The organism is Oxalobacteraceae bacterium OTU3CINTB1, assembly GCA_024123955.1.
Taxonomy (GTDB): domain Bacteria; phylum Pseudomonadota; class Gammaproteobacteria; order Burkholderiales; family Burkholderiaceae_D; genus Rugamonas.
In genome coordinates this window covers 5,893,785-5,920,292 of record CP099652.1, presented here as the reverse complement: position 1 = coordinate 5,920,292, position 26,508 = coordinate 5,893,785, and the positions used below count along the sequence as shown (strand labels likewise).

Genomic DNA, 26,508 nt, shown 5'->3' with positions numbered 1-26,508 from the left:
CAGCGGGCGTTAACCGCACGATGACGCGCGCATGACAAATTTGTAATCGACTTAAAGCGGAAATCGCAGAACCAACAAACGGGCATGATGAGAATTCTGGTTGTCGAAGACGAGCCCAAAACGGGAGACTATCTGGTCAAGGGTTTGCGCGAAGCCGGCTATGCGGCCGACCTGGCGCGCAATGGCGCCGACGGCCTTGCGCTCGCTGTGCGGGAAGCCTATGAACTGGTGGTGCTTGATGTGACGCTGCCGGAAATGGACGGCTGGACCGTGCTGCGCAAATTGCGCGAATACAAGGAGACGCCAGTGATGTTCCTCACCGCGCGCGACGACGTCGCCGACCGGGTGAAAGGGCTGGAATTGGGCGCGGATGATTATCTGGTCAAGCCGTTCGCGTTCGCCGAGCTGCTCGCGCGCGTACGCACCTTGCTGCGGCGCGGCCCGATGCGCGAGCACGGCAACATCCGCATCGCCGACCTGGACATCGAGGTGCTGCGCCGCCGCGTGAGCCGGGGCGGGCGGCGTATCGACCTGACCGCCAAGGAGTATGCGTTATTGCATCTGTTGGCGAGCCGGCGCGGCGAGGTCATGTCGCGCAGCCAGATCGCCTCCATGGTCTGGGACGTAAATTACAATTCCGGGACCAATGTCGTCGACGTCGCCATCGGCCGCCTGCGGGCCAAGGTCGACGATCCATTTCCCGTCAAGCTGGTGCAGACGGTGCGCGGCATGGGCTATTTTTTGGACGAGGTCGCCTGACGGGCGACCCCGGGGATTACTTCGCGGCCTGGGCTTGCTTGCCTGCCTTGCGACGCACTGCGGCGATCAGCGCCAGTCCGGCCAGCATCATGCCGTAGGTTTCCGGTTCGGGCACCGGCGACACGCCGTCCCAGACGGCCGACTGGCCTTCGCTCAGTGCCACCCCTTGCAGCCATGCATCGGCAACGGTCGAACCGTAATTGATGAACGAGGAGGTCAGCATGCCCGACCAGCTATCGGTGACGCCCGACACGGTGTTGTCGTCGTTGACGAAGTACTCGGCCAGCGCCGCGTACTCTTGCCCGTCGTTCTGCCACTGGCCGTTGACGGTTCCACCGGCGTTCAGCAAGACGCGGGCATAGCCGTATTCGGCCATGTCGGCGTCCAGGTTGTAGCCCATGCTGGTGCTTGCTTTTACATTGGCGACGACGCTAAAGGTGACCTGTGTCATAGGCGACAGGACGAATGAGCTGACGCCGTTGCCGTTATACGCCTGGCTGAAATATTTGCCGTACCCATCGGTGCCGCTTTGCGCCGCGCCGTGCGCCGACATCGCCGTGAATCCTGCCGCGTTGGCCGCCGTGGCCACACTGGCGCTCGAGGTTGACCAAGCGGTGTCGATTTGTTTCGTCAACAGGCCATTCTGATGGGGAGCGGTGGCGTAGTCGTCGCGGGTGTAGGATTCGTAGACATCGTCCCAGCCCCTGGCTTCATTGTGCAATCCGGACACGCTGTTGGGGGTGAACGACAGCCATGGCGATATGCCGTCGGTGGGGTTCAGGTCGGTTAACGTGATGATCAGGTTGCCCATGTTGGCGCTGCTGGTGGCCGTCGCGAACGCCGGAGCGATCGCGGCCGTCAGGCAGACAGCCGCCAGGGTATGCAGTGCAAGACGCTTCATAAATTTTTCCTTGATTGAGCAAACTTGTTTTACGCGCCAGCGCGGCGGCGGCGGCGCGCGACGGCACCGATCAGTCCCAGGCCGCCAAGCAGCATGCCGTAGGTCTCGGGTTCCGGCACGGCCGTGATCATGGAGGCGCCCTCGATACCGCCGTACGCCCAGAATCCGCCGCCGGCGCTCTCTGCGCTCAGGTTGCTGTAGCTGGACGAAATCATCCCGCTCCAGCTATCGCCGCCACCGCTCGGAATGAGATCGCCGGGATAGCCCACGCTCAGCGTTTGCTCATGCTGGTCCACCAGCACGTTTCCCTCCAGGTCCAGTCCGCTCACCTGCAGCCCCAGCCGCGCGAAAGCCAATTCGTTGCGCAGTTCGCCGGGATAGGTGCCGGGATTGGTGCTCACACTCATGGAGCCGGCCACCGAAAACACCACCTGGGTATTTGCCGATAACATGAACTCGCGCAGATTGATGGCTGGCACGTTAGCCGCGCCGTTGAAATAGCTCAGGTGTCCCGGCGTCGACAGTGCGCTGCCGGACAAGTTGAGGGACGTGAAGCCGTTGCCATCGGCCGAGGCGTTAACGCTGGCGGACATCGACGCTGTCTCAGTTTGTGCGCCGCCAGCAATGTTAGCGCTACCCCAAGCGGCTGATTTATTCATCTTTTCGTCGTGCAGATCGACAAAGCTACCCACTTCACGCCAAGTCTCGACTTCGCCCCTGATCGAGGCGCCGTCGGTAAATTTGGTCGTGCGGGGAAGGAACTGGATACTGGCGGCCACACCGTCGTCGACATTCAGATCGATTAATGTGATGGTGAGATTGCCGAAAGTGGCCGTGCTGTAAGCGTCCGCAAAAACAGGACTGGTGGCGGCCACCAGGCAGGCGGCAACCATTGCTTTGCGTGCGAATTTCATTATTCCCCCCCCTCAGTTAAGAAGTGGCCAAGTATGCCCACAGCACTGGGGAAACGTCTATACGATAAAGAATTTTTTTATTTTTACAAACGGCAAAAATATTGGCCATTTTCGACCGTTCGGCATGGTTGGTTTCGCTCTGAAACTTATAGCGAAATGTTGCGTATATAACATGAAAAAAAGTGTTATTTTCCTGTTGTATTAATGTAACCAAGTAATAACTTTAATAAAATTCATGGTTACACCGTCAACGGTCTGGGTATAGTCTATAGCTCAATTCTTCAGCACACCCATTCCACACACCGGAGCGCTTCACATGGCAAAGAACCAACTATCGCCGCACCGTCTTCCCGCACAAATACTGTTAGCGCTAACTTCGCTGCTCGCAATTGCCCAGCCGGCGTCCGCCGATGACGGTCGCCGGTCGTACATCGTGCAGCTGTCCGATCAGCCGGTGGCCAACTATGGCGGCAACATAGGCACCATGCGCGCCACCAAGGTCGCGCCCGGCCAGCGGCTCGACCTGTCGACCAATGAAGCGCGCCAGTACCGAAGCTACCTTGGCACCCGGCAGGCCCAGGCCAGGGCGCTACTGCCGGCCGCCAGCATCACGCACCAGTACCAGGTGGTGTTCAACGGCTTCGCGGCGCGGCTGACTGACGCCGAGGTGCGCACCCTCAAGGCCAGCGGCAAGGTGGTCAGCATCACACCCGATGAAAGAAACCGCGTCGTCACCAGCTATACGCCGACTTTCCTCGGCCTGGACCAGCCGGGCGGGCTGTGGGAACAGCTGGGGGGCAGGCAGCATGCGGGCGAGGACGTCATCGTCGGCGTGATCGATACCGGCGCCTGGCCGGAAAACCTGTCCTATGCCGATCGCATCGACAGCGGTGGCCGGCCCACCTTCGACGCCAGCGGCACCTCCGCCTACGGCGCGCCGCCGGCGCGCTGGAAAGGCGCGTGCCAGACCGGTGAAGGCTTCACGAGCGCCGACTGCAACAACAAGCTGATCGGGGCGCGCTATTTCGACGCCGGCTTCCGCGCCAGCGGCTTGCCGATCCACCCGAGCGAATTCCGCTCGCCGCGCGATTCGCTGAGCGGACCGGCCGGCTTCGGCGGCCATGGCACGCACACATCGAGCACGGCGGCGGGCAATGACCAGGTTCAGGCGGTGGCCGCCGACGGCACCCCGCTTGGCGTGCGCACCGGCATGGCGCCGCGCGCGCGGCTGGCGATCTACAAGGTTTGTTGGAGCTTCAAGCCCACCAATGGCGATCCCGACAACACCTGCTTCTCGAGCGATAGCGTGGCGGCGATCGAAGCGGCGGTCGCGGACGGCGTAGATATCCTGAACTTCTCGATCAGTGGCGGCGAAACGCCGGTCGATCCGGTGGAGCAGGCGTTCCGCCACGCCGTTGAAGCTGGCGTGTTCGTTGCCGCCGCCGGCGGCAACGATGGCCCTGCCAACCAGGTCAACCACACCGGTCCATGGCTGGCCACCGTGGCCGCAGCGGCCCACGACAAGACGCACACCGCCACCGTCAAGCTGGGCAACGGCAAGACTTACAGCGGCGTCTCGATCATCGGCAAGCCGTTGCCGGCGACTGCCTTGATTCGCGGCGTCGACGCCGCGGCGCCGGGCGCCAGCGTCGAATACGCCACGCTGTGCATGAGCGCCGCGGACGTGGGCAGCGCCCAGCTCAACCCGGCCAAGGTCGCCGGCAAGGTGGTGGTCTGCCAGCGCGGCAGCAACGCGCGCACGGCCAAGGCCGAAGCGGTGCGCGCCGCCGGCGGCGTCGGCATGATCATGCTGGACGACGGCAATGGTCCCGTGATCGACATGTACAGCCTGCCGACGGTGCATGTGCGCCAGGAAGACGCAGCCGCCATCGACGCTTACGCCGCGGGCGCCGGCGCCACCGCCGCCATGTCGGCCAGCACGCTGACCGACATCTACGGACCGACCTTGGCCGAGTTCTCGTCGCGCGGTCCTAACCGCTTCGATCCCGGCGTGCTTAAACCTGACATGGCCGCGCCCGGCGTCGATACGCTGGCTGGCATCTCGCCGAGCCTGAGCGCCGCCCAGCGCGCCGCGGTCATCGCCGGCACCGCACCTTCCTACAGCTACTCGGCGTTCATGTCGGGCACCTCGATGGCGACCCCGCATGTGGCCGGCCTGGCCGCGCTGCTCAAGCAGCGCCATCCCGGCTGGTCGCCCGCAGCCATCAAGTCCGCGCTGATGACCACCACCCGCACCGTGCTGCCGACCGCCCTCACCGGCGACCAGGACGGCACGCTGCCCTGGGGGCAGGGCGCCGGCCTGGTCGTGCCGAACCTCGCCGCCGATCCGGGGCTGGTGTACGACATCGCCGCCGGCGATTACCTGAAATACGTGTGCGACATCACCGGCGATCCCACCGACTGCAACACCGGCGCGATCAAAGGCCCGGCACTGAACCTGGCCTCGATCTCGCTGGCCGGCGTGGTCGGCGTCCAAAGCATCACCCGCAGCGTCACCAACGTCGGCGACAAGCCAGCCATCTACACCGCCACCAGCACGCTCGACGGTTTTGACGTCGCCGTGACGCCGTCCTCCCTGCAACTCGCTCCGGGCGAAAAGCAGGCTTACACGGTCAAATTGACGCGCACCAGCGCCGTGCCGGGCGTCTGGAGCACAGGTGAACTGGTGTGGAACGATAGCGAGCACACGGTGCGCAGCCCGCTGCAGGCGCGCTACAACGACGGCGTGTCCGCACCGGAAGTGGTTTCCGCCACCACCGTCAGCGGCAGCCGGCAGATCGATGTGCAGACAGGGTTCGCCGGTAAATTGGCGGTCGAACGGGCCGGCTTGCGCGAGTACACGCGTCTGGCCCATACGGTCACACAGGCCGCGCCGGGCTCGCTGGAATCACTGGAGGACGTCAAGCAAGCCTGCGTGGCGCGCGGTCCTGGTGTCAAGGCGGTCACGCTGGCCATTCCCGCCAAGACCATCCTGGCGCGGTTTGAAATCAGCAATCAGGAGACGGCGGGCGGCGCCGACGATGACCTCGATCTGATGGTGCTGGATCAATGGAATAATGTGGTCGCGTTCAGCGCCCATAGCGACTCCAACGAAAGCGTGAGCCTGGTGTCGCCGCCGATGGGCGTGTTCAAGGCTTGCGTGCTGGGCTACAAGCTGAAGAATGGCGCGAGTACCAACTACACGCTGTCCTACGCTACCGCCATTCCGAACGATACCAAGGGCAATATGAAAGTCACGGCGCCGGCGTCGGTCCAGGTCGGCGGCACGAGCCCGGTCGTTGTCAGCTGGAGCGGCTTGGCGCTGGGCGCGCATTACCTGGGCGGCGTGCGGATGGCCAATCCGGCCGGCGGCATCACGGCGGTCACCGAGCTCAATATCGACACGCGCGATGTCACGCCGGCGACCGGGGTGGCGGTAGCAAAACGCCTTAACATGGAGAAATAAGGGCTTGTAATCTGGCATCGCTAGCGCCTTGTAAGGTGCTGGCGATGCGGCGGCCGGGGGGCTTTGTTTTTCGGGCTGGTCGGGGTGAGAGGATTCGAACCTCCGGCCTCTGCGTCCCGAACGCAGCGCTCTACCGGGCTGAGCCACACCCCGACGTGTATCGTTATTACAGCAGATTTTTGAACGAGCTTCAACCGCGTCATCAGCGTGTCACACGAACTTGTTATCTTGCAAAGCTTTAAAACGAAGCTGGATAGATACCATGAAACGCACGTCCATACTCCTTGCCGGCCTGAGCGCGGCGCTGATCGCCGGCTGCAGCAGCGATTCCACGCCGATCAACACGCCCGTGACCTCGCCGGTGGCCGCCGCGCCGAAGAACGTGATCTTCTTCCTCGGCGACGGCATGGGCATGACCACCATGACCGCCGCGCGCATCTACGCCGTCGGCGAGGACGGCGAGCTGACCGTCGACACCTTGCCGGAAACGGCTTTCGTCAAAACCTACTCGAACGACGCCCAGGTCACCGACAGCGCGCCGTCGATGGCGGCTTACATGACCGGCGTGAAGATGAACAACGAGGTGATCTCGATGTCGTCCAACACCAAGGCGGTCGATCCGGTGGCCGACGCCAACGGCAACAAGCTGGGCAACAACTGCGGCGCCAACAACGGCACGCCGGCCACCACCTTGCTGGAACTGGCCAAGGCGCAGGGCCTGGGCACCGGCGTGGTCACCACCACCCGCGTCACCCATGCCACGCCGGCGGCGACCTATTCGCACATCTGCCACCGCGACCTGGAGAACGATATCGCCGCCGCCTCGGTGCCGGGCGGCACCGGCTACAACAGCGCCCTGGGCACCGGCCTGGACGTGCTGCTGGGCGGCGGCAGCCAGTTCTTTACCCCCGTCAAGGACGGCGGCAAGCGCAGCGATGGCCGCAACCTGATCACCGAGATGAAAGCAAAGAACGCCGCCTTCGTCAGCAACGTGACCGAACTGAACGCCATCGATGCCAGCAAGACCGAGCGCCTGCTGGGCCTGTTCACGTCGAGCCACATGAGCTACGACCTGGATCGCGATCCGGCCAAGGAGCCGAGCCTGGCCGAGATGACCACCAAGGCGATGGACATGCTGGCAAAGAACAGCAAAGGCTATTTCCTGATGGTCGAGGGCGGCCGCATCGACCATGCGCTGCACGAAACCACCGCCAAGAAGGCGCTGCAGGACATGGTCGCGTTCGACAACGCCATCAAGGCGGCGCTGGCCAAGGCCCGCGTCACCGATCCCGAATTGAAAAACACGCTGGTCGTCGTCACCGCCGACCATGACCACACCCTGGTGCTGAACGGCTACGCCAAACGCACCGGCAAGACCACCGCCGGCAACGCGGGCGTGCTGGGCGTGGTGAAGAACTACGTCACCGGCGCGGTCGACAAGGATCTGGACGGCGCGCCGTATTCGATCATCGGCTTCGGCAACGGCGAGAACCGCACCCAGGGCAGCCGCAGCAGCATGACCAGCCTGGACGACAGCGTCACCGGTTCCAACACCTACCACCAGGAAGCGGTGGTGCGCATGCCGGCCGGCGGCGAGACCCACGGCGGCACCGATGTGTTCCTGGCCGCCACCGGCAAGGGCGCCGACACCTTCACCGGCACCATCGACAACACCAAGGTCTACAGCCTGGTCAAGGCCGCCGCCGGCCTGTAACGCACATTGAACGGATACCAGATCATGAAACCCACCAAAATCGCGGCCGCGCTGGCCCTGACCCTGGCCAGCGCCCAAGCGGCCCACGCCGCCGGCGAAGCCAAGAACATCATCTTCTTCCTCGGCGACGGCATGGGGCCGACCACCGTCACCGCCGCACGCATCTACAAGTACGGCGAAGACGGCAGCCTGACCATGGATACGCTCGAGCGCACCGCCCGCATCAAGACCTTCTCGGCCGACGCCCAGACCACCGACAGCGCGCCGTCGATGGCCGCCTACATGACCGGCGTGAAGATGAACAACGAGGTCATCTCGATGTCGCCCGAAACAGTCGCCACCAATCCCGGCCGCGATGCCAACGGCAACCTCGGCGTGAACAATTGCGCCGCCGGCAACGGTACGCCGGCCACCACCATCCTGGAACTGGCCAAGGCGAAGGGCAAGGCGGTCGGCGCCATCACCACCACCGAGCTGACCCACGCGACGCCGGCGGCGACCTATTCGCACATCTGCAACCGCAACGCGCAGTACCACATCGCGGCGCAGCTGGTGCCCGGCGGCGCCGGCTTCAACAGCGCGCTGGGCGACGGCGTCGACGTGCTCATGGGCGGCGGCCGCAACCACTTCACGCCGTTCGGCACGGCCAACACCACCGGCCGCGCGGACGGGCGCAACCTGCTCACCGAGCTGCAAGCCAAGGGGTACACCGTGGCCGCCAACAAGGCCGAGATGAACGCCGCCAGCGGCAAGAAATTCATCGGCCTGTACAGCACCAAGAGCCATCTGGAATATGAACTGGACCGCACGGCGACGCCGCCGCTGGGCGAGGGCGCGACCCAGCCGAGCCTGGCCGAGATGACCGTCAAGGCGATGGACCTGCTGGCGCAAAACACCAACGGCTACTTCCTGATGGTCGAGGGCGGCCGCATCGACCACGCGCTGCACGGCACCAACGCCAAGCGCGCGCTGACCGACACCATCGCCTTCGACGACGCCATCAAGGCGGCGCTGGCCAAGGCCAAGCTGACCGATCCAACGCTGGCCAATACCTTGATCGTCGTCACCGCCGACCACGACCATACCTTGGCGTTCAACGGCTACGGCAAGCGCGGCAATCCTATCCTCGACATCAACCGTGGCTACCGCGACGGCCAGCCGGCCAAGGATGCGGACGGCAAGACCTACACGACCCTGGTGTTCGGTAACGGTCCGAACCGCGTGAACACGCGCGCGGACCTCGACAGCAGCACCGTGCTGGCCGACAACTATCTGCAGGAGACCGGCGTGCGCCTGTCGAGCGAAACCCACGGCGGCGGCGACGTCAAGCTGTTCGCCACCGGCGCCGGCGCCAAGCCGTTCAAGGGTACGCTGGACAACACCAAGGTGTTCGGCTTGCTCAAGTCGGCTTTCGGCCTGTAATCGCAACGCAACCGCGCCGGCGTTCAGCGCCGGCGCTTTTTGATCGAGCTTCATGAAGATTTTTCGTTTCGCCATGCCGCTGGCCGCCGTTTGCGCGGCCGTTGCCGCTTATGCGGCCACCGCCGCGATCGGCCAGGCCGCCACGCCGGCCGCCGCGCCGGCAGTCGCCCCGGCAGTCGCCCCTGACCTCGACCTCACGGTCGCCTATTACAGCAAAACCGTCACGCCCGACGGCGTGACGCGCGAATCACGCTACGAGGAAAAAATGCTGCGCCGCCCCGGCCATGTGTGGAGCGCGCGCGTGCTGCCGGCGCGCGCCGCGCCGCAGGAAGGCCATCACCACGGCTTCAACCACATCGTGCTGCCGCGCCATCTGACGTTGGCCGGCAAGACGCCGCGCGTGGAATACGTCGACGCCAAGGAACGCGCGGTGGTCGCTATTCCGCCGTCCGAATTCGAGAACGTCAATTTCGACGGTTCGTGGGATCGCGCTTTCTATTTGCTCGATCCGCGCCTGCTGGGCGCCATGCCGGTGACCGCGCGCGCCTCCAGCGTGGCCGGCGCGCGCTGGCGCGAGCGCGAGGAGGGCGGCGTCTACCAGCGCGTGCTGTGGGACGAGCAGCGCCAGATTCCGCTGGTGATCGAAAGCGGCGACAAGGCCGGCACCTTCTACCGCCGGATGGACGTGACGGCGCAGGCCGGCGTCGCCGAGGCGCCGTGGAAGAAACTGCAAGGCTACGCGCAGCGCGAGTATTCCGACTTCCTTGATTAAGCCGCAGCCCGAACCTCGGGCGTAAGCGCCCGCCATCCGGCATGGGTTTCGCATAATTGGCTTGCGAAATTATCAAAAAGACATTAGCCTTGGGATCGGTGGCCGCCCGGCCGCCCGCTAATGTCGGAGGCCCCATGTTTGAGCTGTCGCGGTGTATTGTGCTGGCGCTGGTGTGCGCCCTGGCCGGATGCGCAAGTGCGCCCCACGTCACCGTGACGCCGGACAAATCCAACGCGGTCGCGTACTGGCACGCGGTTGGTGCGGCGACCGTTAACGTTAACGCGACCGTTCCAACAGCCACCACCGAAGCGGAGAAATATCCCGCTTTCTCGGTCGACATGGCGACCATGCATGTGGCGATCTACGATGCGGTGGCTGCCATCACGGGACGTTATCAGCCGCTCTACGCGTTCCCTCAGGGCGATTTTTCCGGCGCCTCCCCGGACGCGGCGACCGGCGCGGCGGCTTTCGGCGTACTGCGGGCGCTGTTTCCCGACCGCGCGGCCCATTATCGTCCCGCGTACGACAGTTTCATGGCCTCGTTGCCGGATGGCGCTGCGAAGACGCGCGGCATTGCATTGGGAAATGAGGTGGCTACCGCCGTCCTTGCCCGGCGCGCGGCGGACGGGCGGGCGATAGTCCTGGCGGAATACGTCCCCGGCACGGCACCCGGGGAGTATCGCGGGCGCAATCCGGTGGTCCGCTATTTTCCCCATATCCGCCCGTTCACACTGAACAGCATGGACCAGTTCCGGCCGCCGCCTCCACCGGCCCTGGACAGCGCCGAATACGCGGCCGATTTCAATGAGACGAAGGACTACGGCGGCATGCTCGGCAGCCGGCGCACCCCCGAGCAGCTGGAGCTGGCGCGCTTCCACACCGAAGCGCCGCAAACGTTCATCACAAGAAATTTCGGACGCTTTGCGCGCAGCACCGGCGACGTTGGCGACGCCGCGCGCTTGATGGCGATCCTTTATTCCGGTTACACCGATGCGATCGGCGCGTGTTTCGACGCCAAATACCACTACAACGCCTGGCGCCCGCTCAGCGCCATCCCGCTGGCGCAGACGGACGACAATCCGGCCACGGCGAGCGATACGGATTGGAAACCGGTCCTGCCGACGCCGCCGCACCCGGAATACCCGGCCGCACACTCGTGCACGGCCGGGGCCGTGGGCGAGCTGTTGCGCCTGTACTTCGGCACCGGCAACGTCAGCTTTACTCTGGATAGCATCGTGACCAATGTGACCCGCGACTATGCCGACGTGGACGCGTTGGCGCGCGAGAGTGTCCAGGCGCGCATCTACGGCGGCATGCACTTCCGTTACGCCACCACAGCCGGCTACACCCTGGGGAAGCAAGTCGCTGGCTGGACCATGGGACACGCCTTCATGAGGCTGAACGCCACGAAATAGCCCGCCTGGCTGATCAACGACACCGCCAACAAGATTTTGGCAAGTTTCTTGCTTGTTAAAAATCACAAGATGATTAATATATAAAAATGCATCATTCTGGGGCACGTCCCTATTGACTGGAGAAGCGCAGGCATGAAGATCAATCAAAAAATAATGTGCAGTTCCATCGCCGCCGCCTTGGCCGCGCTGGCCGGTCCGGTAGGCGCGCAACAGGCTCCGGTCAAACCGTCCGACGAGATCGAGGTTGTCACCGTCACCGCGCAAAAGCGCAAGGAAGATCCGGCCAAGGTGGCGATGAGTATTTCGGCCGTCACCGGCAAGCAGCTGCAGGAAGAGCACATCCGCGACATCACCGACCTGACGCGCGTGGTGCCCAACATCTCCTTCACCGCCGCCAGCGGCAACGGCGGCGCCGGGCCGGGCACGTCCAACATCGAGATACGCGGCATCAGCTCAACCGCCGGCGCGGCGACCGTCGGTGTCTACCTGGGCGATACGCCGGTCACCGTCGGCAACGTCTACACGATGGGGAACGTCGAGCCGAGGTTCTTCGATATCGACCGGGTGGAAGTGCTGCGCGGCCCGCAGGTGACCTTGTACGGCGCCAGCTCGATGGGCGGCACCATCAAATTCGTGCCGAACGAGCCGGATCTGAAGGAGCGCGAGTTCACCACCTACACCGAGGCCTCGCACACCAGGGACGGCAGCCCAAGCTACTCGGCCAACGTGGTCGGCAACATCCCGCTGATTGCCGACGAACTGGCGCTGCGCATCGGCGTGCAGGCGCAGCACACCGGCGGCTACATCAACCAGGTGGACGGCGACGGCGCGGTGCTCGCCAAGGACATCAACAAGTACAGCGACCAGGAACTGCGCCTGGCGCTGAAATGGAAGCCGACGCGCGCGCTGACGATCACGCCGTCGATCTACTACCAGCGCCTGGATGCGAAGGACATCTCTGCCTTCAACATCGAGCTGCCGAACTATCAGGCGCAGAAGCAGGTGCGCGAGCCTTCCATCGACAAGCTGCTCACGCCCAGCGTGACCGTCAACTGGGATCTTGGCGCGGTCGATCTGACGTCGGCCACCAGCTACTTTTCGCGCAAGTTCGACCGCACGCAGAACGGCTCGGCCTATAACAGCTATTCGCTGTCGACCTTCCTGACGTCGACTAACGATGGCGGCAAGGCGCCGCCGGAGCTGATCGACGCCATAGCGGCGCTGCCGTCGGCCGTGTATCTGAACAACCAGGTGCGGCAGGTGTCGCAGGAATTCCGCCTGGCTTCGCGTCCGTACGACGCGGCGGTGTCGCCGTGGACCTGGCTGGCGGGGACGTACTTCTCGCGCCAGCACACCAACATCACCGAGAACGATCCGATCTTCGGCGTGACCGACACCTTCAAGCAGTTTGGTTTCGACATTTACGATCCCGAGCTGCTGCCCGATGTGCGTCCCGGCTCCTTCCCGAACGATAACTCGTTCGCCGGCGCCTTCCACTACAAGGAGAAGCAGTCTTCCATCTTCGGAGAGGTCAATTACTACTTCACGCCGACCGTGCACGCCACGGTCGGCGCGCGCTACCTTCGCGCCAGCTCGAATCTGGAACAGCGCAACGGCAACTACCTGGCCGGCGCCGGCAACAACAGCGGCGCGAGCCTGAAGTCGACCGCGTTCACGCCGAAGTATGCGTTGACCTGGGAAGTCGATCCGCGCCATACCTTGTACACCAGCGTATCGAAGGGCTTCCGCCTGGGTGGATCGAACATCTTCGTGCCGCCGACCACCTGCGGTCCCGACCTGGAGTTGAACGGCCTGACCGAGGGGCCGCCGAACTACGCGTCGGACAGCCTGTGGAATTATGAGGTGGGCAGCAAGTCGCGCTTCCTCAACAACCGCTTGACGATCAACGCCGACGTCTTCTACATCAAGTGGAAGAACATCCAGCAGGGCGTTTATCTGCCGACCTGCGCGTACACGTATAACGCCAACGCCGGCGACGCCACCAGCAAGGGCTTCGAATTCGACATCAAGGCCAAGCCGATCGCCGGGTTGACCTTGAGCGCGTCGGGCGGGTATGTGAAGGCCGAGCTGTCGAACGACCAGGGCATCCAGAATGGCGTGGTCGGCGCGGTGGCGGGGGCGCAGATCCAGGGCGTACCGAAATATAACGCGGCGATCAACGCGCGCTATAACTTCGCATTGGGCGACCGCAGCGCGTTCGTCATGGGCGGCGTGCAGTGGGTCGGATCGAGCAAGGGTTCGCTCAATCCGGAGCTGACGGATTACGAGCGTCCGGCGTATCACACGGCCGACTTCAGCGCAGGCATGGGCTTCGACCGTTACAACGTCAGCGTGTTCGTTAAGAACGCGTTCGACAACGACAAGGTGATCCAGCATCCGCAGGTGGCGTCGATCGTGCAGGGTTATCGTTTGATGCCGCGTGCGATCGGTGTCAGTTTGGCGGCGAAGTTTTAAGCGATAATGCTGCCTCTGAATTTACGCTCGAAGGCAGCATATGACCGTCACCATTTATCACAACACCGCTTGCGGGACTTCGCGCAAAACGCTGGAGGCGATACGCGCCGCCGGCATCGAGCCGGAGATCATCGATTACATCAAGAACCCGCCGTCGCGCGCTGCGTTGAAGGCGATGATCGCCAAAGCCGGATTGACCGCGCGTCAGGCGATGCGCGACAAGGGGGATTTGTATGTGGAGCTGGGGCTGGCCGATGCGTCGTTGTCCGACGATGCGCTGCTCGACGCGATGATCGCGCATCCGATATTGATCAATCGGCCGTTTGTGGTGACGGAAAAGGGCGTGCGTTTATGCCGCCCTTCCGAGCTGGTGCAAGAGCTGCTCTAATTTGATGCTGTCAACCCAGGGTCAGGTCCACCATTTCTACACGTACTAGGCCGTAATGCCGGGTAGGGCTGGGCTCGTGTAGAAATGGTGGACCTGACCCCGGAGTTGCTTTAGTGCGTGCGGTGGACCGAGAAATCGGCCAGCTGCAGCAGCGATTCCTTGTACACGCTGTCGGGCAGGTCGGCGATCGCGTCAGCGGCGCGCCGGGCGGCCGTTTCGGCTTGCTGGCGCGTGTAGTCGAGCGCGCCGCTGCTCGTGATGGCGGCCAGGATCGTGTCGAAGTGCTGCTCGTCGCCCTGCTCGATGCAGGTGCGCACCAGCTCGCGTTGCTCCGGCGTGCCGTTTTCCATCAGGTAGATCAGCGGCAGGGTCGGCTTGCCTTCGCGCAGGTCGTCGCCGACGTTCTTGCCGATTTCATTGGCGTCGCCGGCGTAGTCGAGCACGTCGTCGATCAGCTGGAATGCCGTGCCCAGCGAGCGGCCGTATTCGCCGGCGGCGGCGATTTGCGCGTCGTTGGCGCCGGCGATCAAGGCGCCCAGCTCGGCCGCCGCTTCGAACAGCTTGGCCGTCTTGGAGCGGATCACCTGCAGATAACGCTCCTGGCTGACGTCGGGATCGTGCATGTTAAGCAACTGCAACACTTCGCCCTCGGCGATGACGTTGGTGGCGTCCGACAAAATCTGCATGACGCGCATGTTGTTGAGGCCGACCATCATCTGGAACGAGCGCGAGTACAGGAAGTCGCCCACCAGCACCGAGGCGGCGTTGCCGAACAGCGCGTTGGCGGTGGCGCGGCCACGCCGCAGCGACGATTCGTCGACGACGTCGTCGTGCAGCAGGGTGGCGGTGTGGATGAATTCGACCACGGCGGCCAGTTCGTGGTGCCCGGTGCCCTTGTAGGAATAGGCGTTCGCCACCAGCAGCACGAGGACCGGGCGGATGCGCTTGCCGCCGGCGCTGATGATGTATTCAGCGATCTGATTGACGAGGCTGACCTCGGAATGCAGCTTGCGGCGGATCACCGAGTTGACCGCGTCCATGTCGGCGGCGATCGAGTGGGCGATATTGTTTTGTGTTGCGGTGTGGGTGGCGGCAGACAAGACGAACCTGTGCAGTGGACTATTGGTGCCGAGATTATACGACATGCCCCCGCCCGCAGGGGCGCGCCACCTTGTTTGTGGCAACTACTTTGTTAATCGGATAACACCCGCCATCCTGCAAGCTTGTCGACATACCACGCCATCGGCCATTTGTGAATAGTTTTTGACGTCAATTGGCATCCCATGTATAATCAGCGGTTCCCCGATCACCATGCATGTTGTTGCGCTGGCGGCTGAGGGAATTTTCTTAACATTTGATGAGGTTTCAAATCATGTACGCGGTCATAAAAACCGGTGGCAAACAATACAAAGTTGTCGCTGGCGAAAAACTTAAAGTAGAACAGATACCGGCAGACATTGGTTCCGAACTCACCATCGATCAGGTCCTCGCCGTTGGCGAAGGCGAAAGCATCAAGTTTGGTGCTCCCCTGGTTGAGGGTGCAAAGGTACTGGTTACTGTTGTGGCACACGGTCGTCACGATAAAGTGAAGATTTTCAAGATGCGTCGTCGTAAGCACTACCAGAAGCATCAAGGCCATCGCCAAAATTACACCGAAATCCAAATCGTATCGATCAACGGTTAATACCGTTTGCCCGAGAATTAGTATCCAAGGAGTCTTAAATGGCACACAAAAAAGGCGGCGGCACAACGCGAAATGGTCGTGACTCAGAGTCAAAGCGTCTGGGCGTAAAAGTCTACGGCGGTCAATCGATCAATGCTGGCGGCATCATCATTCGTCAACGCGGCACCCCGGTGCGCGCTGGTGAAGGTGTTGGCATGGGCAAAGACCACACCCTGTTCGCTCTGGTGGACGGCAAGGTCAAGTTCGTCGTCAAGGGCGAAGGTTCGAAGCAATTCGTCACCGTCGTACCAAACGCTCCAGCAGCTGCAGTACCAGCGTAAATCACGCTCACGGCCAGGCGTTCGCGCCGGGCTGTCCCCTTTGTAAGGCGCAAGCCTTCAATCGAAAGGCTCTGCCCACGGTAGAGCCTTTTTAGTTTTATGGCGGTACATCATGAAGTTTATCGACGAAGCAAAAATTGAAGTGATCGGTGGTGACGGCGGCAATGGTTGTGCCTCGTTTTGCCGTGAAAAATTCCGCCCGTTCGGCGGCCCTGACGGCGGCGACGGCGGCAAGGGTGGCTCGATCTGGGCCGTAGCGGACCGTAACATCAACACCTTGGTCGATTTCCGCTTCTCCAAGATGCACCGCGGCAAAGACGGCGAAGCCGGCCGTGGCGCCGATTGCTACGGCAAGGGCGCGGACGACATCCACCTGCGCATGCCGGTCGGCACCCTGATCATCGACGACGCCTCCGGCGAAATCCTGGCCGATTTGACCGAACACGGCCAGATGGAACTGCTGGCCAAGGGCGGCGAGGGCGGCTGGGGCAACATCCACTTCAAGACCTCGACCAACCGCGCACCGCGTCAAAAGACCGAGGGCAAGGAAGGCGAACGCCGCGAAATCCGCCTGGAACTGAAGGTGCTGGCCGACGTCGGCCTGCTGGGCATGCCGAACGCCGGCAAGTCGACCTTTATTTCGGCCGTGTCCAACGCGCGCCCGAAGATCGCCGACTACCCGTTCACCACACTGCACCCGAACCTGGGCGTGGTCCGCGTCTCGCACGAGAAGAGCTTTGTGATCGCCGACATTCCCGGCTTGATCGAAGGCGCTTCGGAAGGCGCCGGCCTGGGTCACCAGTTCCTGCGCCACCTGCAGCGTACCGGCCTGCTGCTGCACATCGTCGACCTGGCGCCGTTCGAGACCAACGTCGATCCGGTCAAGGAAGCCAAGGCCCTGGTCAACGAACTGAAAAAGTACGACGAGTCGCTGGTCGACAAGCCGCGCTGGCTGGTGCTCAACAAGCTCGATATGGTGCCGGAAGAGGACCGCAAGAAAACCGTCAAGGATTTCGTCAAGAAGTTCGGCTGGAAGGGTCCCGTGTTCGAAATCTCCGCGCTGAGCCACGACGGCACCCAGGAACTGGTCAACGCGATCCAGATGCACCTGGAAGAGAAGCGTCATTCCGAACAACGTTCGGAAGAAACGCAAATGACGGAGGAAGCGCGCGGCATTTCTTCGATCGATCCGGACGATCCCCGTTTCAAAATTCTCGATTAAGTTCCTGATTAAGCTCGACTAGTCCTCGATAAAAATCCGCATCACCGGCATAATCAGCTATTCGCTGCTTATGCTTTCCACAACAGCGCCGTCCCGCACCCCGGGACGGGCGTCTGCTTCGGCAAAAACGGGTCATCCACCCGGCACTTCACAGCAAAACAGCAATGTACGTCCTGGCTCGCGCCGGGGATCCGGACTCACGTCCCGCAGGTAACAAGACTGTTAAGAGACTGTCGCACCCATGAATTCCGTCATACAAAAAGCTACGCGCATCATCATCAAGGTAGGATCGTCTTTAGTCACCAACGACGGCCGCGGCCTCGATCACGCCGCCATCGCGCGCTGGGCCGCGCAGATCGCCGCCTTGCGCGGCATGGGCAAGCAGGTGGTGCTGGTCAGTTCCGGCGCCATCGCCGAGGGCATGCTGCGTTTGGGCTTCGAGCAGCGGCCCACCGATATCCACGAACTGCAGGCCTGCGCCGCCGTCGGCCAGATGGGGCTCGCGCAAATCTACGAAACCAGCTTCCGCGCGCACCAGCTGCGCACCGCGCAGGTGCTGCTCACGCACGCCGACCTGGCCGACCGCGAACGCTATCTGAACGCGCGGTCGACCTTGACCACCTTGCTGCGCCTCGGCGTGGTCCCGATCATCAACGAGAACGACACGGTCGTCACCGACGAAATCAAATTCGGCGACAACGATACGTTGGGCGCGCTGGTGGCGAACCTGATCGAGGCCGATGCGCTGATCATCCTGACCGACCAGAAGGGGTTGTACAGCGCCGATCCGCGCAAGGACCCGGCGGCGGTGCTGATCCAGCAGGGCCGCGCGGGCGACCCGGCGCTGGAGGCGATGGCCGGCGGCGCAGGCAGCAGTTTGGGACGCGGCGGGATGCTGACCAAGATCCTGGCGGCCAAGCGGGCCGCCAAGTCGGGCGCGCATACGGTGATCGCTTATGGGCGCGAGGATAATGTGCTGGAGCGCCTGGCCGGTGGCGAATCGATCGGCACCGAGCTGGCGGCGCAGACTGGGCATCTGACGGCGCGCAAGCAGTGGATGGCCGATCACCTGCACACGGCGGGGCAGGTGGTGCTCGACGCCGGCGCGGTGCAGAAGCTGACCGGCGAGGGCAAGTCGCTGCTGCCGATCGGCGTGGTCGAGGTGAAGGGGGAGTTCGGACGCGGCGCGGTGATCACGTGCGTGAACGAGAGCGGGTTGCCGGTGGCGCGCGGACTGTCCAATTACACCAGCGCGGAGACGCGGCGCATCATGCGCAAGCCGTCGAGCGAGATCGAGTCCATTCTCGGTTTTGTCGAGGGCCGCGAGCTGGTGCACCGGGATAACCTGGTGCTGGTTTGACGCCTGAATTGGCGGACATGGCCCGCCCATTCACACCAGTTGCCTAAGGCGCCAGCTTTTCGAGGATCTCGTGCGCGGCCTTGACGCGCGCCGGTATTGGATAGTTTTTGTTGGCGAGGATGACGATGCCGATCTTCTTCGCCGGCACGAACGCCGCGTAGGCGCCGAAGTTCGATGTCGAACCGGTTTTGTTGAACAGCGTCGCCGGCGCCGGCGTTTGCGGCGGCACCAGCGCCCGCGCCGGATTCGCCTCCCAAATCATCGTTTGCGAGTTCCCGGCTTGCAGGTCCTTCAGCGAAACCGGATACGGATACTGTTCCCATCCCAGGCCCTGCACCATGCCATCGATCTTGAAGTAGCCGAGATGCGTGCCCTCGATGGCGCGCCGCAGCGGTGTGTCCAGTCCGCCCGGGTCGATGTTCGCCTGCAGGTAGAGGATCATGTCCGCCGCCGACGAGCGTATGCCGTAGGTTTCCGCCGCGAGCGGTCCCGGGTTCATGCGGCCCGGTTTGTTCGCTTCGCTGTAGCCCCAGGCGTAATCGTCCATCGCGCCGGCCGGCACGCGCACGTAGCTGTGCTTCAAGCCCAGGCCCGGCAGGATTCGGCCCTCCATCGCGTCGGCGTAACCGGTTCCCATCGATAGCGCGGCCACATGACCGAACAGCCCAAGGCTGGGATTCGAATAGCGGCGCTGCGTGCCCGGCGCCGCGTTGGCTTTCCATTGCTTGAAATAGGCGAGCATGCCGTCGTCCGGCACGTCGTCGGGGAACTGCAGCGGCAGGCCGCCCGCCGTGTAGGTGCCGAGATGGAGCACGCTGGCCTTGTCGATAGCGGCGCCCTTCAGCGCGGGCAGGTATTTGCCGGGGTGGTCGTCGAGCGAGAGCTTGCCCGTCGCCACAGCGTACGAGGCCAGCGTGGCGGCGAAGGTCTTGCTGATCGAGCCTAACTCGAACAGGGTGTGTTCGGTGACCGGCGTGCGCTGCTCGCGCGAAGCCATGCCGTAGTTGAAGAAGCTGGCCTGGCCGCCGATGGTGACGGCCACCGCCACGCCGGGCAGGTCGTATTCGGCGACGACGGGACGGATCGCCCGATCGACGATGGCGCGCAGCCTGACTGCGTCATCGGCGGCGTGGGTCGGCGCGGGGAGGCAGGCGCAGAGCGCTGCCGCGGCAAATGTGGCGCGGAGTTTGGACGGGATGGGCACGCGAATTCCTTTTGTGAGCGACGGATGACGCCATTGTGCGACACGTGTCGCAATCGCGTCAAGCCCGGTCGTTACAAGCCGTCCGGCATCGGGGTCTTCTGGCGGTAGTCGCACAGGTCTTGCTGGATGCAGTTCCAGCACTCCGGCTTGCGCGCCTTGCAGGTGTAGCGCCCGTGCAGGATCAGCCAGTGGTGCGCGTCCTGCAAAAACTCTTTCGGCACGAAGCGCAACAGCTTCTGCTCGACGATGTCGACGTTCTTCCCCGGCGCCAGGCCTGTGCGGTTCGAGACGCGGAAGATGTGCGTGTCCACCGCCATCGTCAGTTCGCCGAACGCGGTGTTCATCACCACGTTGGCGGTCTTGCGGCCCACGCCCGGCAAGGCCTCCAGCGATGCGCGGTCATTCGGCACTTCGCCGCCGTGCTGCTCCAGCAGGATCTTGCAGGTGGCGATGACGTTCCTGGCCTTGGTCTTGTACAGCCCGATGGTCTGGATATAGGATTTCAGCTCCTCCTCGCCCAATGCCAGAATCTTGGCCGGCGTGTTCGCCACCGGGTACAGCTTGCGGGTAGCCTTGTTGACGCCGACGTCGGTGGACTGCGCCGACAGCAGCACGGCGATCAGCAATTCGAAGGGCGTTGTGTAGTCGAGTTCGGTCTTGGGACTGGGATTGGCGGCGCGGAAGCGCTCGAACATTTCTTGGCGTTTGGCTGGATTCATTCAGGCGGGTTTTCGTCGTGGGGCTTGGCGTCGGCGGCCGCTCGCGCGGCTTCCTCCTTTTTGAGGCGCGCGCGTTCCATCGCGGCAGCGATGATGGCGCGCTTGCGTTCCTTTTCGGCGGCGTCGGCGTCGGTGGCCGGGTCGAGCGCTTCGACCGCCGCCAGCTTGGCGTTGGCCTTGGCGGCCAGGCGGGCGTCGTTTTCGTCCTTCTCGCGCTTGAGGCGCAGCGTGCGGAAGTCGTGCCGCCCGCGCGCGGCGTCGGCCTCGAACTGGCTCCACGCGGCCCAGCCGGTGCTTTCGGTGACGGGATACATGACGATGCAGTCGACCGGGCAGGGATGGACGCACAAGTCGCAGCCGGTGCATAGTTCGGGTACGATGGTGTGCATCAGCTTTGCCGCGCCGACGATGGCGTCCACCGGGCAGGCCTGGATGCACAGGGTGCAGCCGATGCACAGCGTTTCGTCGATGTAGGCGACTGCGCGCGGGCGCTCAAGGCCGTTGACGGGATTGAGCGGGATGACCTTGCGGCCGGTGACGGCCGACAGCCGCACAATGCCCTCGGCGCCGCCGGGCGGGCATTGGTTGATGTCGGCCGCGCCTTCGGCGATCGCCTCGGCGTACGGACGGCAGCCGTCGTAGCCGCATTTGGTGCATTGCGTCTGCGGCAGAACGTCTTCGATGCGGTCGGCGAGTGTTTTATTGGTGGGCACGGCGGTGACTGGCGCGGGAAAGCGATAAAGCGCCATTATCCGATATCTGCGCCGGACGGGCCGAAAAACCTTATCGCGGACGCTGTTTCGGCTGCCAAACCTGGCGCACCGTTTGCCGCGTCAGCTCCTCCGCGTGCAGGCTGAGCGCCGGTTTGATCAAGTCGCTGCGGCTGACGATGCCGATCAGGCGGCGGCTGGCGGCGTCGTCGACCACCGGCAGGCGCTCCAGCTGGTGCACGGCCAGGCGCGTGGCCAGTGCGCGGCAGGTTTCGTCGGCCAGCGCGAAGATCGGCAGGTTGACGCCGAACAGGTCGCCGACGCGCACGGCGTCCGCGCGCGCGTTGGCGATGGCGGCGCGGTCCAGCATGCCGAGCAGGGCGCCGTTGCGCGTGACGGGATAGGCGCGGTGGCGCTGCGACGCGCCGAAGTGGCTGTCGAGCACCGCGGCGATGGTCAGGCCGGCGTCGATGCTGGCCGGCGCCGGGGTCATCACCTCGGCCACGCTGTGGCGCTCCATCGGATCGACGCCGTATTCGCGGTAGATGTGGTGGCCCCGGCGGGCGATCTTTTCGGTCAGGATCGAGCGGTGCATGGTGATCACCGTGAAGCCATACGCCACCGTGGCGGTGGCCAGCACCGGCAGCAGGGCGTTGACGTCGTGCGTCAGCTCGAAGGCGAACACCACCGCCATCACCGGCGCGCGCATCATGCCGCCGAGGGTCGCGGCCATGAACACCAGCGGCCAGACCGCAGGCTCGCCGCCCGGCAGGTAGGGGCCGACCAGCGCGCCCAGGCCGGCGCCAAGCATCAGCAGCGGTGCCAGCACGCCGCCCGAGGTGCCCGAACCGAGCGCCAGCAGCCAGATCACGGCCTTGACGATCAGCAGGCTGGCGATCACGCCGGCGGCCAAGTGGTTGTTGAGCAGGTCGGCGATGACGTCGTAGCCCACGCCCAGCGCGCGCGGTTGCAGGTAGCCGCCGATGCCGACCGCCAGGCCGCCGATCGCCGGCCACCACATCCAATGCAGCGGCAATTTGTGAAAGCCGTCCTCGACCCGGTACAGCGCGGTCGACAACAGCCACGCCAGCGCGCCGCACAGCACGCCGCCGATCAGGCACGAGATCAGCGCCGACGGCGGCAGCGCCGCCGTGTGCAGCGGGAACAGCGGGCCGCTTTCGATCAGCAGCGGGCGCAGGAAGCCGGCCACCGCGCAGGCGACGGCGACCGGCGCCAGGCTGCGCGGACGCAGTTCGAACAACAGCAGTTCGACCGCCAGCAGCAGGGCCGCGATCGGCGTGCCGAACACCGCCGTCATGCCGGCCACGGCGCCGGCCACCAGCAGGGTCTTGCGCTCGGCGCCGCTCAGGTGGAAGTGCTGTGCCAGCAAGGAGCCGACCGCGCCGCCGATCATGATGATCGGTCCCTCGGCGCCGAACGGGCCGCCGCTGCCGATGGCGATGCCGGAGGCGAGCGGCTTGAGCACGGCCACCTTGGGCGACATCGTGCTGTTCTTGAACAGGATGGCCTCGATCGCCTCCGGGATGCCATGGCCGCGTATCTGTTCGGCGCCGTAGCGGGCGATCAGGCCGATGATCAGGCCGCCGATCACCGGCACCGCGATCACCCAGGCGCCCAAGGCGTTGGTGGCTGGCGAGGTGAAGGCGCTCGACAGCTTTTGGAAGAAAAACAGGTTGGTGAAGAGGCGGATCGCGTGCAGCAGCAGGTCGGCCGTGACTGTGCTCAGCGCGCCGACCACGGCGGCCAGGGCGCCGATCATCACCAGCCTGGCGCTGCCGTCGAAATCGCGGCGGCTGTCGTAAATGTCTTTATTCATGGTCGTCGCGGAGTAGTTTGGGGATGGTGAAGACGCCGTCGAGCGACAGCAGTTCGGCGCGGTGCAGTTCGGCCAGCTGGGCGAGCAGCGCCTCGCCGGCCGGCAGCAGGTGGACTTCGACGCGGCGGCGGTCGATGTCGCTGATCCTGCGCTCGACCAGGCCGCCGGCCTCGCAGCGGGTGACCAGCGCCACCACGCCGTGCGGCTTGGCTTGCAGCCGCTCGGCCAGTTCGCCGACGGTGGCCCAGTCGCGGCCGGGATAGCCCTTGATGTGCAGCAGCAGCAGATACTGCAACGGCGTGATGCCCTTGGCCTGGACGGCGTCCTCGGAAAAGCGCTCGAAGCGGCGCATCTGGTAACGAAATTCGGACAGCGCGGCGAAATCGTCCTTGACGAGCGCGGGCGGGGAGCGGGATGGCATAAAGCGATAGCAAAGAAGGAAAAGCGCAAATATATCACAGGATGATATATTTCCGCAGCACTCCGGGGTCAGGTCCGCCATTTCTACACGAACCCGACTGTAAGGCGGGAATCACCAGCCGAGTGTTCAGCCCGTGTAGAATTGGTGGACCTGACCCCGGAGTTGTGACCCCGGAGTTGAACTTCTGCAATGGGCGAAAAAAATCCCTGCGCTGGGCAGGGATCTTGTCGGGGCCGGCTCGCTTAACCGTGTTTTTTGATGAACTCGGTGATTTTCGGGCAGACCATCTCGCGCCAGCGGCGGCCGGAGAAGATGCCGTAGTGGCCGGCGCCCGGGGCGACGTAGTCCTGCTGCATCTCGGCCGGAATGCCGGTGCACAGGTCGTGCGCCGCTTGCGTCTGGCCGGCGCCGGAGATGTCGTCCAGCTCGCCCTCGACGGTGAACAGCGCGACCGTGGTGATGTCCTGGGGACGCACCAGCTTGCCGCCGACCTCCCACGTACCCATCGGCAGCGCGAACTCCTGGAACACGGTTTTGATCGTGTCCAGATAGTATTCGGCCGGCATGTCGAGCACGGCGTTGTACTCGTCGTAGAACTTGCGGTGGCTTTCCGCCGGCTCGTCGTCGCCTTCCACCAGATGGCTGTAGAACTCGCGGTGGCTTTGCGCGTGGCGGCCCGGATTCATCGCGATGAAGCCGGCGTGCTGCAGGAAACCCGGATAGACCTTGCGGCCAAAGCCCGGATAGTTCGGCGGCACCGCGTAGATGACGGTGTTTTCGAACCACGAGAACTTCTTTTCGGTGGCCAGGTTGTTGACCGCCGTCGGCGAGCGGCGCGGGTCGATCGGGCCGCCCATCATCGTCATCGTCTTCGGCAACTTGGGGTCCTTGTCGGTGGCCATCAGCGCGATGGCCGCCAGCACCGGCACCGTCGGCTGGCACACGGAGATCACGTGGAGGTCCGGGCCCAGCAGGCGGATGAAGTCCTGCACATAGTAGATGTAGTCGTCCAGGTGGAATGCGCCCTCCGACAGCGGCACCATGCGGGCGTCGGTCCAGTCGGTGATGTAGACGTCGTGGTCGACCAGCAGCCCGCGCACGGTGTCGCGCAGCAGGGTCGAGTGGTGGCCCGACAGCGGCGCCACCAGCAGTACGGTCGGCTGGTTCAGCGCCTTGGCGCGCTCGTCGCCGAGGTCTTTCTTGAAGTGGATCAGGCGGCAGAAGGCTTTGTTGACCACCACTTGTTCGATGATGCCGATGGTCTCGCCGTTGATGACCGTCGAGTCGATCTCGAACGCCGGCTTTTCGTAGTCCTTGCCGAGCCTGTACATCAGCTCGTAACCGGCGGCGATCCGTTGCGAAAACGGCGTGTGCGCCAGCGGCGAGACCGGATTGGTCAGGATTTTAGACGTCGCGTCCGCCCATTGCATCAGGGGCGAAAGGAGTGTGCGTTGCATTTCGTGCAGTTGGTAGAGCATAGGTCTTCCCGGTCAAAGCATGGTGCGGTGCACCAATACATCTCATCATAAGCCAATTATAGATTAATTGTTCGTGGCGCCAAGCATTTCTAAATACCCAGGAGAAAGCGCGATGATCTAGCGCAACAGCCTCCTGCACCGATAATAGTACCGCCGAACCCATAAAAAAAGCAGCGTTTCCGCTGCTTTTGTGTAGGACACTATCCTACGCACCGCCTTGCCGTTGTTTCCGTGGCGCGGAACCGGCGTTTGCGCGACCTTAATCGAAGACGGGAGTCTCCACGCCCAGCACTTTGTGCAGTTTCGGCGACGTCGTGGTGTACTGCATGTGGATCTTTTTGTCCGGGAAGATGTACGGCGCGGCGCCGAACGCGGCCAGCGCGGCCTCGTGGAAGCCCGACAGTATCAGCTTTTTCTTGCCCGGATAGGTGTTGATGTCGCCCACCGCGAAGATGCCCGGCACGTTGGTCTCGAACTTCTCGGTGTTTTGCACCTTCAGCTGGCGGCGTTCGATGTCCAGGCCCCATTCGGCGATCGGACCCAGCTTCGGCGACAGGCCGAAGAAGACCAGCAGCATGTCGAGCGGCACGCGGCGGGTCACGCCGTCGGCGCCGGTCACCTTGAGTTCGCTCAGTTTGTCGTCTTTCGACTCGAAACCGGTGGCCTGGCCAATGATGAGCTGCATCTCGTAGTCGTCGCACAGGGCTTTCATCTTGGCGACCGATGCCGGCGCGGCGCGGAAGTCTTCGCGGCGATGCAGCAAAACGACCGATTCGGCCTTGCCGACGAAGTTCAGCGCCCAGTCCAGCGCGGAGTCGCCGCCGCCGCAGATGACGATGTTCTTGCCTTCGAAGATGGCCGGGTCCTTGACCTTGTAGTGCAGCTGCGAGCCTTCGAACACCTCGATGCCGTCGACCTTCAGGGTGCGCGCCTGGAACGAGCCGACGCCGGCGGCGATGAAGATGGTCTTGGTGGTGAAGCGGGTGCCGGCGCTGGTTTCAACGTCGAAACGGCCGTCGTCGCGGCGCTCGACCTTGGTCACTTCCTGGCCCAGGTGGAAGGTCGGCTCGAACGGCTCGATCTGCTTGAGCAGATTGTCGGTCAGTTCCTGGCCGGTGCACGACGGCACGGCCGGGATGTCGTAGATCGGCTTGTCCGGGTACAGTTCCACGCACTGCCCGCCCACCGCGCCCAGCGAATCGATGACGTGGGCTTTGATTTCCAGCAGGCCCAGTTCGAAGACCTGGAACAGGCCGACCGGGCCGGCGCCAATGATGACGGCATCGGCTTCGATGACGCCTGGAGGGGTGACAGTGCTATTCATTCG

At 63.8% G+C, this 26,508-nt stretch carries 21 protein-coding genes, 1 tRNA gene and 3 pseudogenes; 14 read left to right on the top strand and 11 right to left on the bottom strand.

Annotated elements, in window-relative coordinates; translation table 11 throughout:
- Positions 1-87: 87 nt before the first annotated feature.
- A complete protein-coding gene (locus tag NHH73_25600; GenBank protein USX29710.1) occupies positions 88-759 on the top strand; it encodes a heavy metal response regulator transcription factor in 672 nt (223 codons plus the stop codon).
- A 16-nt stretch (positions 760-775) separates the two neighbouring features.
- On the opposite strand, the gene NHH73_25595 is transcribed toward NHH73_25600, so the two are convergent.
- Positions 776-1,660 (bottom strand): PEP-CTERM sorting domain-containing protein, encoded by an 885-nt coding sequence (locus NHH73_25595; GenBank protein USX25903.1) that lies wholly within the window; start codon positions 1,658-1,660, stop codon positions 776-778.
- Between the two features lie 29 nt (positions 1,661-1,689).
- Positions 1,690-2,574, bottom strand: a complete 885-nt coding sequence (locus tag NHH73_25590; protein USX25902.1) for a PEP-CTERM sorting domain-containing protein — start codon at positions 2,572-2,574, stop codon at positions 1,690-1,692.
- Positions 2,575-3,058: 484 nt separating this feature from the next.
- Between NHH73_25590 and NHH73_25585 the strand changes: the two are divergent.
- The 3 genes and pseudogenes from NHH73_25585 (at position 3,059) to NHH73_25575 (ending at position 6,040) form a co-directional block, all read left to right on the top strand.
- Positions 3,059-3,235, top strand: a pseudogene (locus tag NHH73_25585) (hypothetical protein).
- A gap of 6 nt (positions 3,236-3,241) precedes the next feature.
- Positions 3,242-4,804 (top strand): annotated as a pseudogene (locus NHH73_25580) (S8 family serine peptidase).
- Positions 4,805-4,813: 9 nt separating this feature from the next.
- On the top strand, positions 4,814-6,040 hold the full coding sequence (locus NHH73_25575; GenBank protein USX29709.1) for a hypothetical protein: 1,227 nt from the start codon (positions 4,814-4,816) through the stop codon (positions 6,038-6,040).
- Between the two features lie 76 nt (positions 6,041-6,116).
- Here NHH73_25575 and NHH73_25570 read toward each other — a convergent pair.
- Positions 6,117-6,193 (bottom strand) — tRNA-Pro (locus NHH73_25570).
- A 109-nt stretch (positions 6,194-6,302) separates the two neighbouring features.
- Between NHH73_25570 and NHH73_25565 the strand changes: the two genes are divergently transcribed.
- The 6 genes and pseudogenes from NHH73_25565 (at position 6,303) to arsC (ending at position 14,223) form a co-directional block, all read left to right on the top strand.
- Positions 6,303-7,754, top strand: coding sequence for an alkaline phosphatase (locus tag NHH73_25565; GenBank protein ID USX25901.1), 1,452 nt, complete (start codon positions 6,303-6,305; stop codon positions 7,752-7,754).
- Between the two features lie 24 nt (positions 7,755-7,778).
- The gene (locus tag NHH73_25560) at positions 7,779-9,176 is read left to right on the top strand and encodes an alkaline phosphatase (protein ID USX25900.1); all 1,398 of its coding nucleotides are present in this window, start codon (positions 7,779-7,781) and stop codon (positions 9,174-9,176) included.
- A 52-nt stretch (positions 9,177-9,228) separates the two neighbouring features.
- On the top strand, positions 9,229-9,948 hold the full coding sequence (locus tag NHH73_25555; GenBank protein USX25899.1) for a hypothetical protein: 720 nt from the start codon (positions 9,229-9,231) through the stop codon (positions 9,946-9,948).
- 134 nt (positions 9,949-10,082) lie between these two features.
- On the top strand, positions 10,083-11,363 hold the full coding sequence (locus tag NHH73_25550) for a vanadium-dependent haloperoxidase (GenBank protein ID USX25898.1): 1,281 nt from the start codon (positions 10,083-10,085) through the stop codon (positions 11,361-11,363).
- 132 nt (positions 11,364-11,495) lie between these two features.
- Entirely contained in the window at positions 11,496-13,838 is a 2,343-nt protein-coding gene (locus NHH73_25545; GenBank protein USX25897.1) for a TonB-dependent receptor, read from the top strand.
- A 40-nt stretch (positions 13,839-13,878) separates the two neighbouring features.
- Positions 13,879-14,223: pseudogene (gene arsC, locus NHH73_25540) on the top strand (arsenate reductase (glutaredoxin)).
- 113 nt (positions 14,224-14,336) lie between these two features.
- Here arsC and ispB read toward each other — a convergent pair.
- Positions 14,337-15,326 (bottom strand): octaprenyl diphosphate synthase, encoded by a 990-nt coding sequence (gene ispB / locus NHH73_25535; protein ID USX29708.1) that lies wholly within the window; start codon positions 15,324-15,326, stop codon positions 14,337-14,339.
- A gap of 272 nt (positions 15,327-15,598) precedes the next feature.
- Between ispB and rplU the strand changes: the two genes are divergently transcribed.
- The 4 genes from rplU (at position 15,599) to proB (ending at position 18,812) form a co-directional block, all read left to right on the top strand.
- Complete coding sequence (gene rplU, locus NHH73_25530) at positions 15,599-15,910, top strand: 50S ribosomal protein L21 (protein USX25896.1); 312 nt, start codon at positions 15,599-15,601, stop codon at positions 15,908-15,910.
- Between the two features lie 38 nt (positions 15,911-15,948).
- Positions 15,949-16,230, top strand: coding sequence for a 50S ribosomal protein L27 (gene rpmA / locus NHH73_25525; protein USX25895.1), 282 nt, complete (start codon positions 15,949-15,951; stop codon positions 16,228-16,230).
- A gap of 112 nt (positions 16,231-16,342) precedes the next feature.
- The gene (gene obgE, locus NHH73_25520; GenBank protein ID USX25894.1) at positions 16,343-17,452 is read left to right on the top strand and encodes a GTPase ObgE; all 1,110 of its coding nucleotides are present in this window, start codon (positions 16,343-16,345) and stop codon (positions 17,450-17,452) included.
- 241 nt (positions 17,453-17,693) lie between these two features.
- Positions 17,694-18,812, top strand: coding sequence for a glutamate 5-kinase (proB, locus tag NHH73_25515; protein USX25893.1), 1,119 nt, complete (start codon positions 17,694-17,696; stop codon positions 18,810-18,812).
- Positions 18,813-18,855: 43 nt separating this feature from the next.
- Here proB and NHH73_25510 read toward each other — a convergent pair whose 3' ends face one another.
- The 7 genes from NHH73_25510 to NHH73_25480 form a co-directional block, all read right to left on the bottom strand.
- Complete coding sequence (locus NHH73_25510) at positions 18,856-20,016, bottom strand: beta-lactamase (GenBank protein USX25892.1); 1,161 nt, start codon at positions 20,014-20,016, stop codon at positions 18,856-18,858.
- Between the two features lie 71 nt (positions 20,017-20,087).
- Positions 20,088-20,735: an endonuclease III gene (gene nth, locus NHH73_25505; protein ID USX25891.1), complete on the bottom strand. Its 648-nt coding sequence runs from the start codon at positions 20,733-20,735 to the stop codon at positions 20,088-20,090.
- Positions 20,732-21,484: an electron transport complex subunit RsxB gene (gene rsxB / locus NHH73_25500; GenBank protein USX25890.1), complete on the bottom strand. Its 753-nt coding sequence runs from the start codon at positions 21,482-21,484 to the stop codon at positions 20,732-20,734. The genes nth and rsxB overlap by 4 nt, the downstream gene beginning before the upstream one ends.
- 34 nt (positions 21,485-21,518) lie before the next feature.
- On the bottom strand, positions 21,519-23,282 hold the full coding sequence (locus NHH73_25495; protein ID USX25889.1) for a chloride channel protein: 1,764 nt from the start codon (positions 23,280-23,282) through the stop codon (positions 21,519-21,521).
- Entirely contained in the window at positions 23,275-23,703 is a 429-nt protein-coding gene (locus tag NHH73_25490) for a MarR family winged helix-turn-helix transcriptional regulator (protein USX25888.1), read from the bottom strand. Before NHH73_25490 ends, NHH73_25495 begins: the two co-directional genes overlap by 8 nt.
- A gap of 242 nt (positions 23,704-23,945) precedes the next feature.
- Entirely contained in the window at positions 23,946-25,181 is a 1,236-nt protein-coding gene (gene phaZ, locus NHH73_25485) for a polyhydroxyalkanoate depolymerase (GenBank protein USX25887.1), read from the bottom strand.
- A gap of 259 nt (positions 25,182-25,440) precedes the next feature.
- Positions 25,441-26,505, bottom strand: a complete 1,065-nt coding sequence (locus NHH73_25480; protein ID USX25886.1) for an NAD(P)/FAD-dependent oxidoreductase — start codon at positions 26,503-26,505, stop codon at positions 25,441-25,443.
- Positions 26,506-26,508: the final 3 nt, after the last annotated feature.

Coding starts and splice junctions, on each gene's coding strand:
- rpmA (USX25895.1), top strand. CDS start 15,949: ATGGCACACAAAAAAGGCGGCGGCACAACGCGAAATGGTCGTGACTCA.
- NHH73_25495 (USX25889.1), bottom strand. CDS start 23,282: ATGAATAAAGACATTTACGACAGCCGCCGCGATTTCGACGGCAGCGCC.
- NHH73_25590 (USX25902.1), bottom strand. CDS start 2,574: ATGAAATTCGCACGCAAAGCAATGGTTGCCGCCTGCCTGGTGGCCGCC.
- NHH73_25545 (USX25897.1), top strand. CDS start 11,496: ATGAAGATCAATCAAAAAATAATGTGCAGTTCCATCGCCGCCGCCTTG.
- NHH73_25600 (USX29710.1), top strand. CDS start 88: ATGAGAATTCTGGTTGTCGAAGACGAGCCCAAAACGGGAGACTATCTG.
- NHH73_25555 (USX25899.1), top strand. CDS start 9,229: ATGAAGATTTTTCGTTTCGCCATGCCGCTGGCCGCCGTTTGCGCGGCC.
- NHH73_25490 (USX25888.1), bottom strand. CDS start 23,703: ATGCCATCCCGCTCCCCGCCCGCGCTCGTCAAGGACGATTTCGCCGCG.
- obgE (USX25894.1), top strand. CDS start 16,343: ATGAAGTTTATCGACGAAGCAAAAATTGAAGTGATCGGTGGTGACGGC.
- proB (USX25893.1), top strand. CDS start 17,694: ATGAATTCCGTCATACAAAAAGCTACGCGCATCATCATCAAGGTAGGA.
- NHH73_25480 (USX25886.1), bottom strand. CDS start 26,505: ATGAATAGCACTGTCACCCCTCCAGGCGTCATCGAAGCCGATGCCGTC.
- phaZ (USX25887.1), bottom strand. CDS start 25,181: ATGCTCTACCAACTGCACGAAATGCAACGCACACTCCTTTCGCCCCTG.
- NHH73_25550 (USX25898.1), top strand. CDS start 10,083: ATGTTTGAGCTGTCGCGGTGTATTGTGCTGGCGCTGGTGTGCGCCCTG.
- NHH73_25575 (USX29709.1), top strand. CDS start 4,814: ATGACCACCACCCGCACCGTGCTGCCGACCGCCCTCACCGGCGACCAG.
- NHH73_25560 (USX25900.1), top strand. CDS start 7,779: ATGAAACCCACCAAAATCGCGGCCGCGCTGGCCCTGACCCTGGCCAGC.
- NHH73_25565 (USX25901.1), top strand. CDS start 6,303: ATGAAACGCACGTCCATACTCCTTGCCGGCCTGAGCGCGGCGCTGATC.
- nth (USX25891.1), bottom strand. CDS start 20,735: ATGAATCCAGCCAAACGCCAAGAAATGTTCGAGCGCTTCCGCGCCGCC.
- rsxB (USX25890.1), bottom strand. CDS start 21,484: ATGGCGCTTTATCGCTTTCCCGCGCCAGTCACCGCCGTGCCCACCAAT.
- NHH73_25595 (USX25903.1), bottom strand. CDS start 1,660: ATGAAGCGTCTTGCACTGCATACCCTGGCGGCTGTCTGCCTGACGGCC.
- rplU (USX25896.1), top strand. CDS start 15,599: ATGTACGCGGTCATAAAAACCGGTGGCAAACAATACAAAGTTGTCGCT.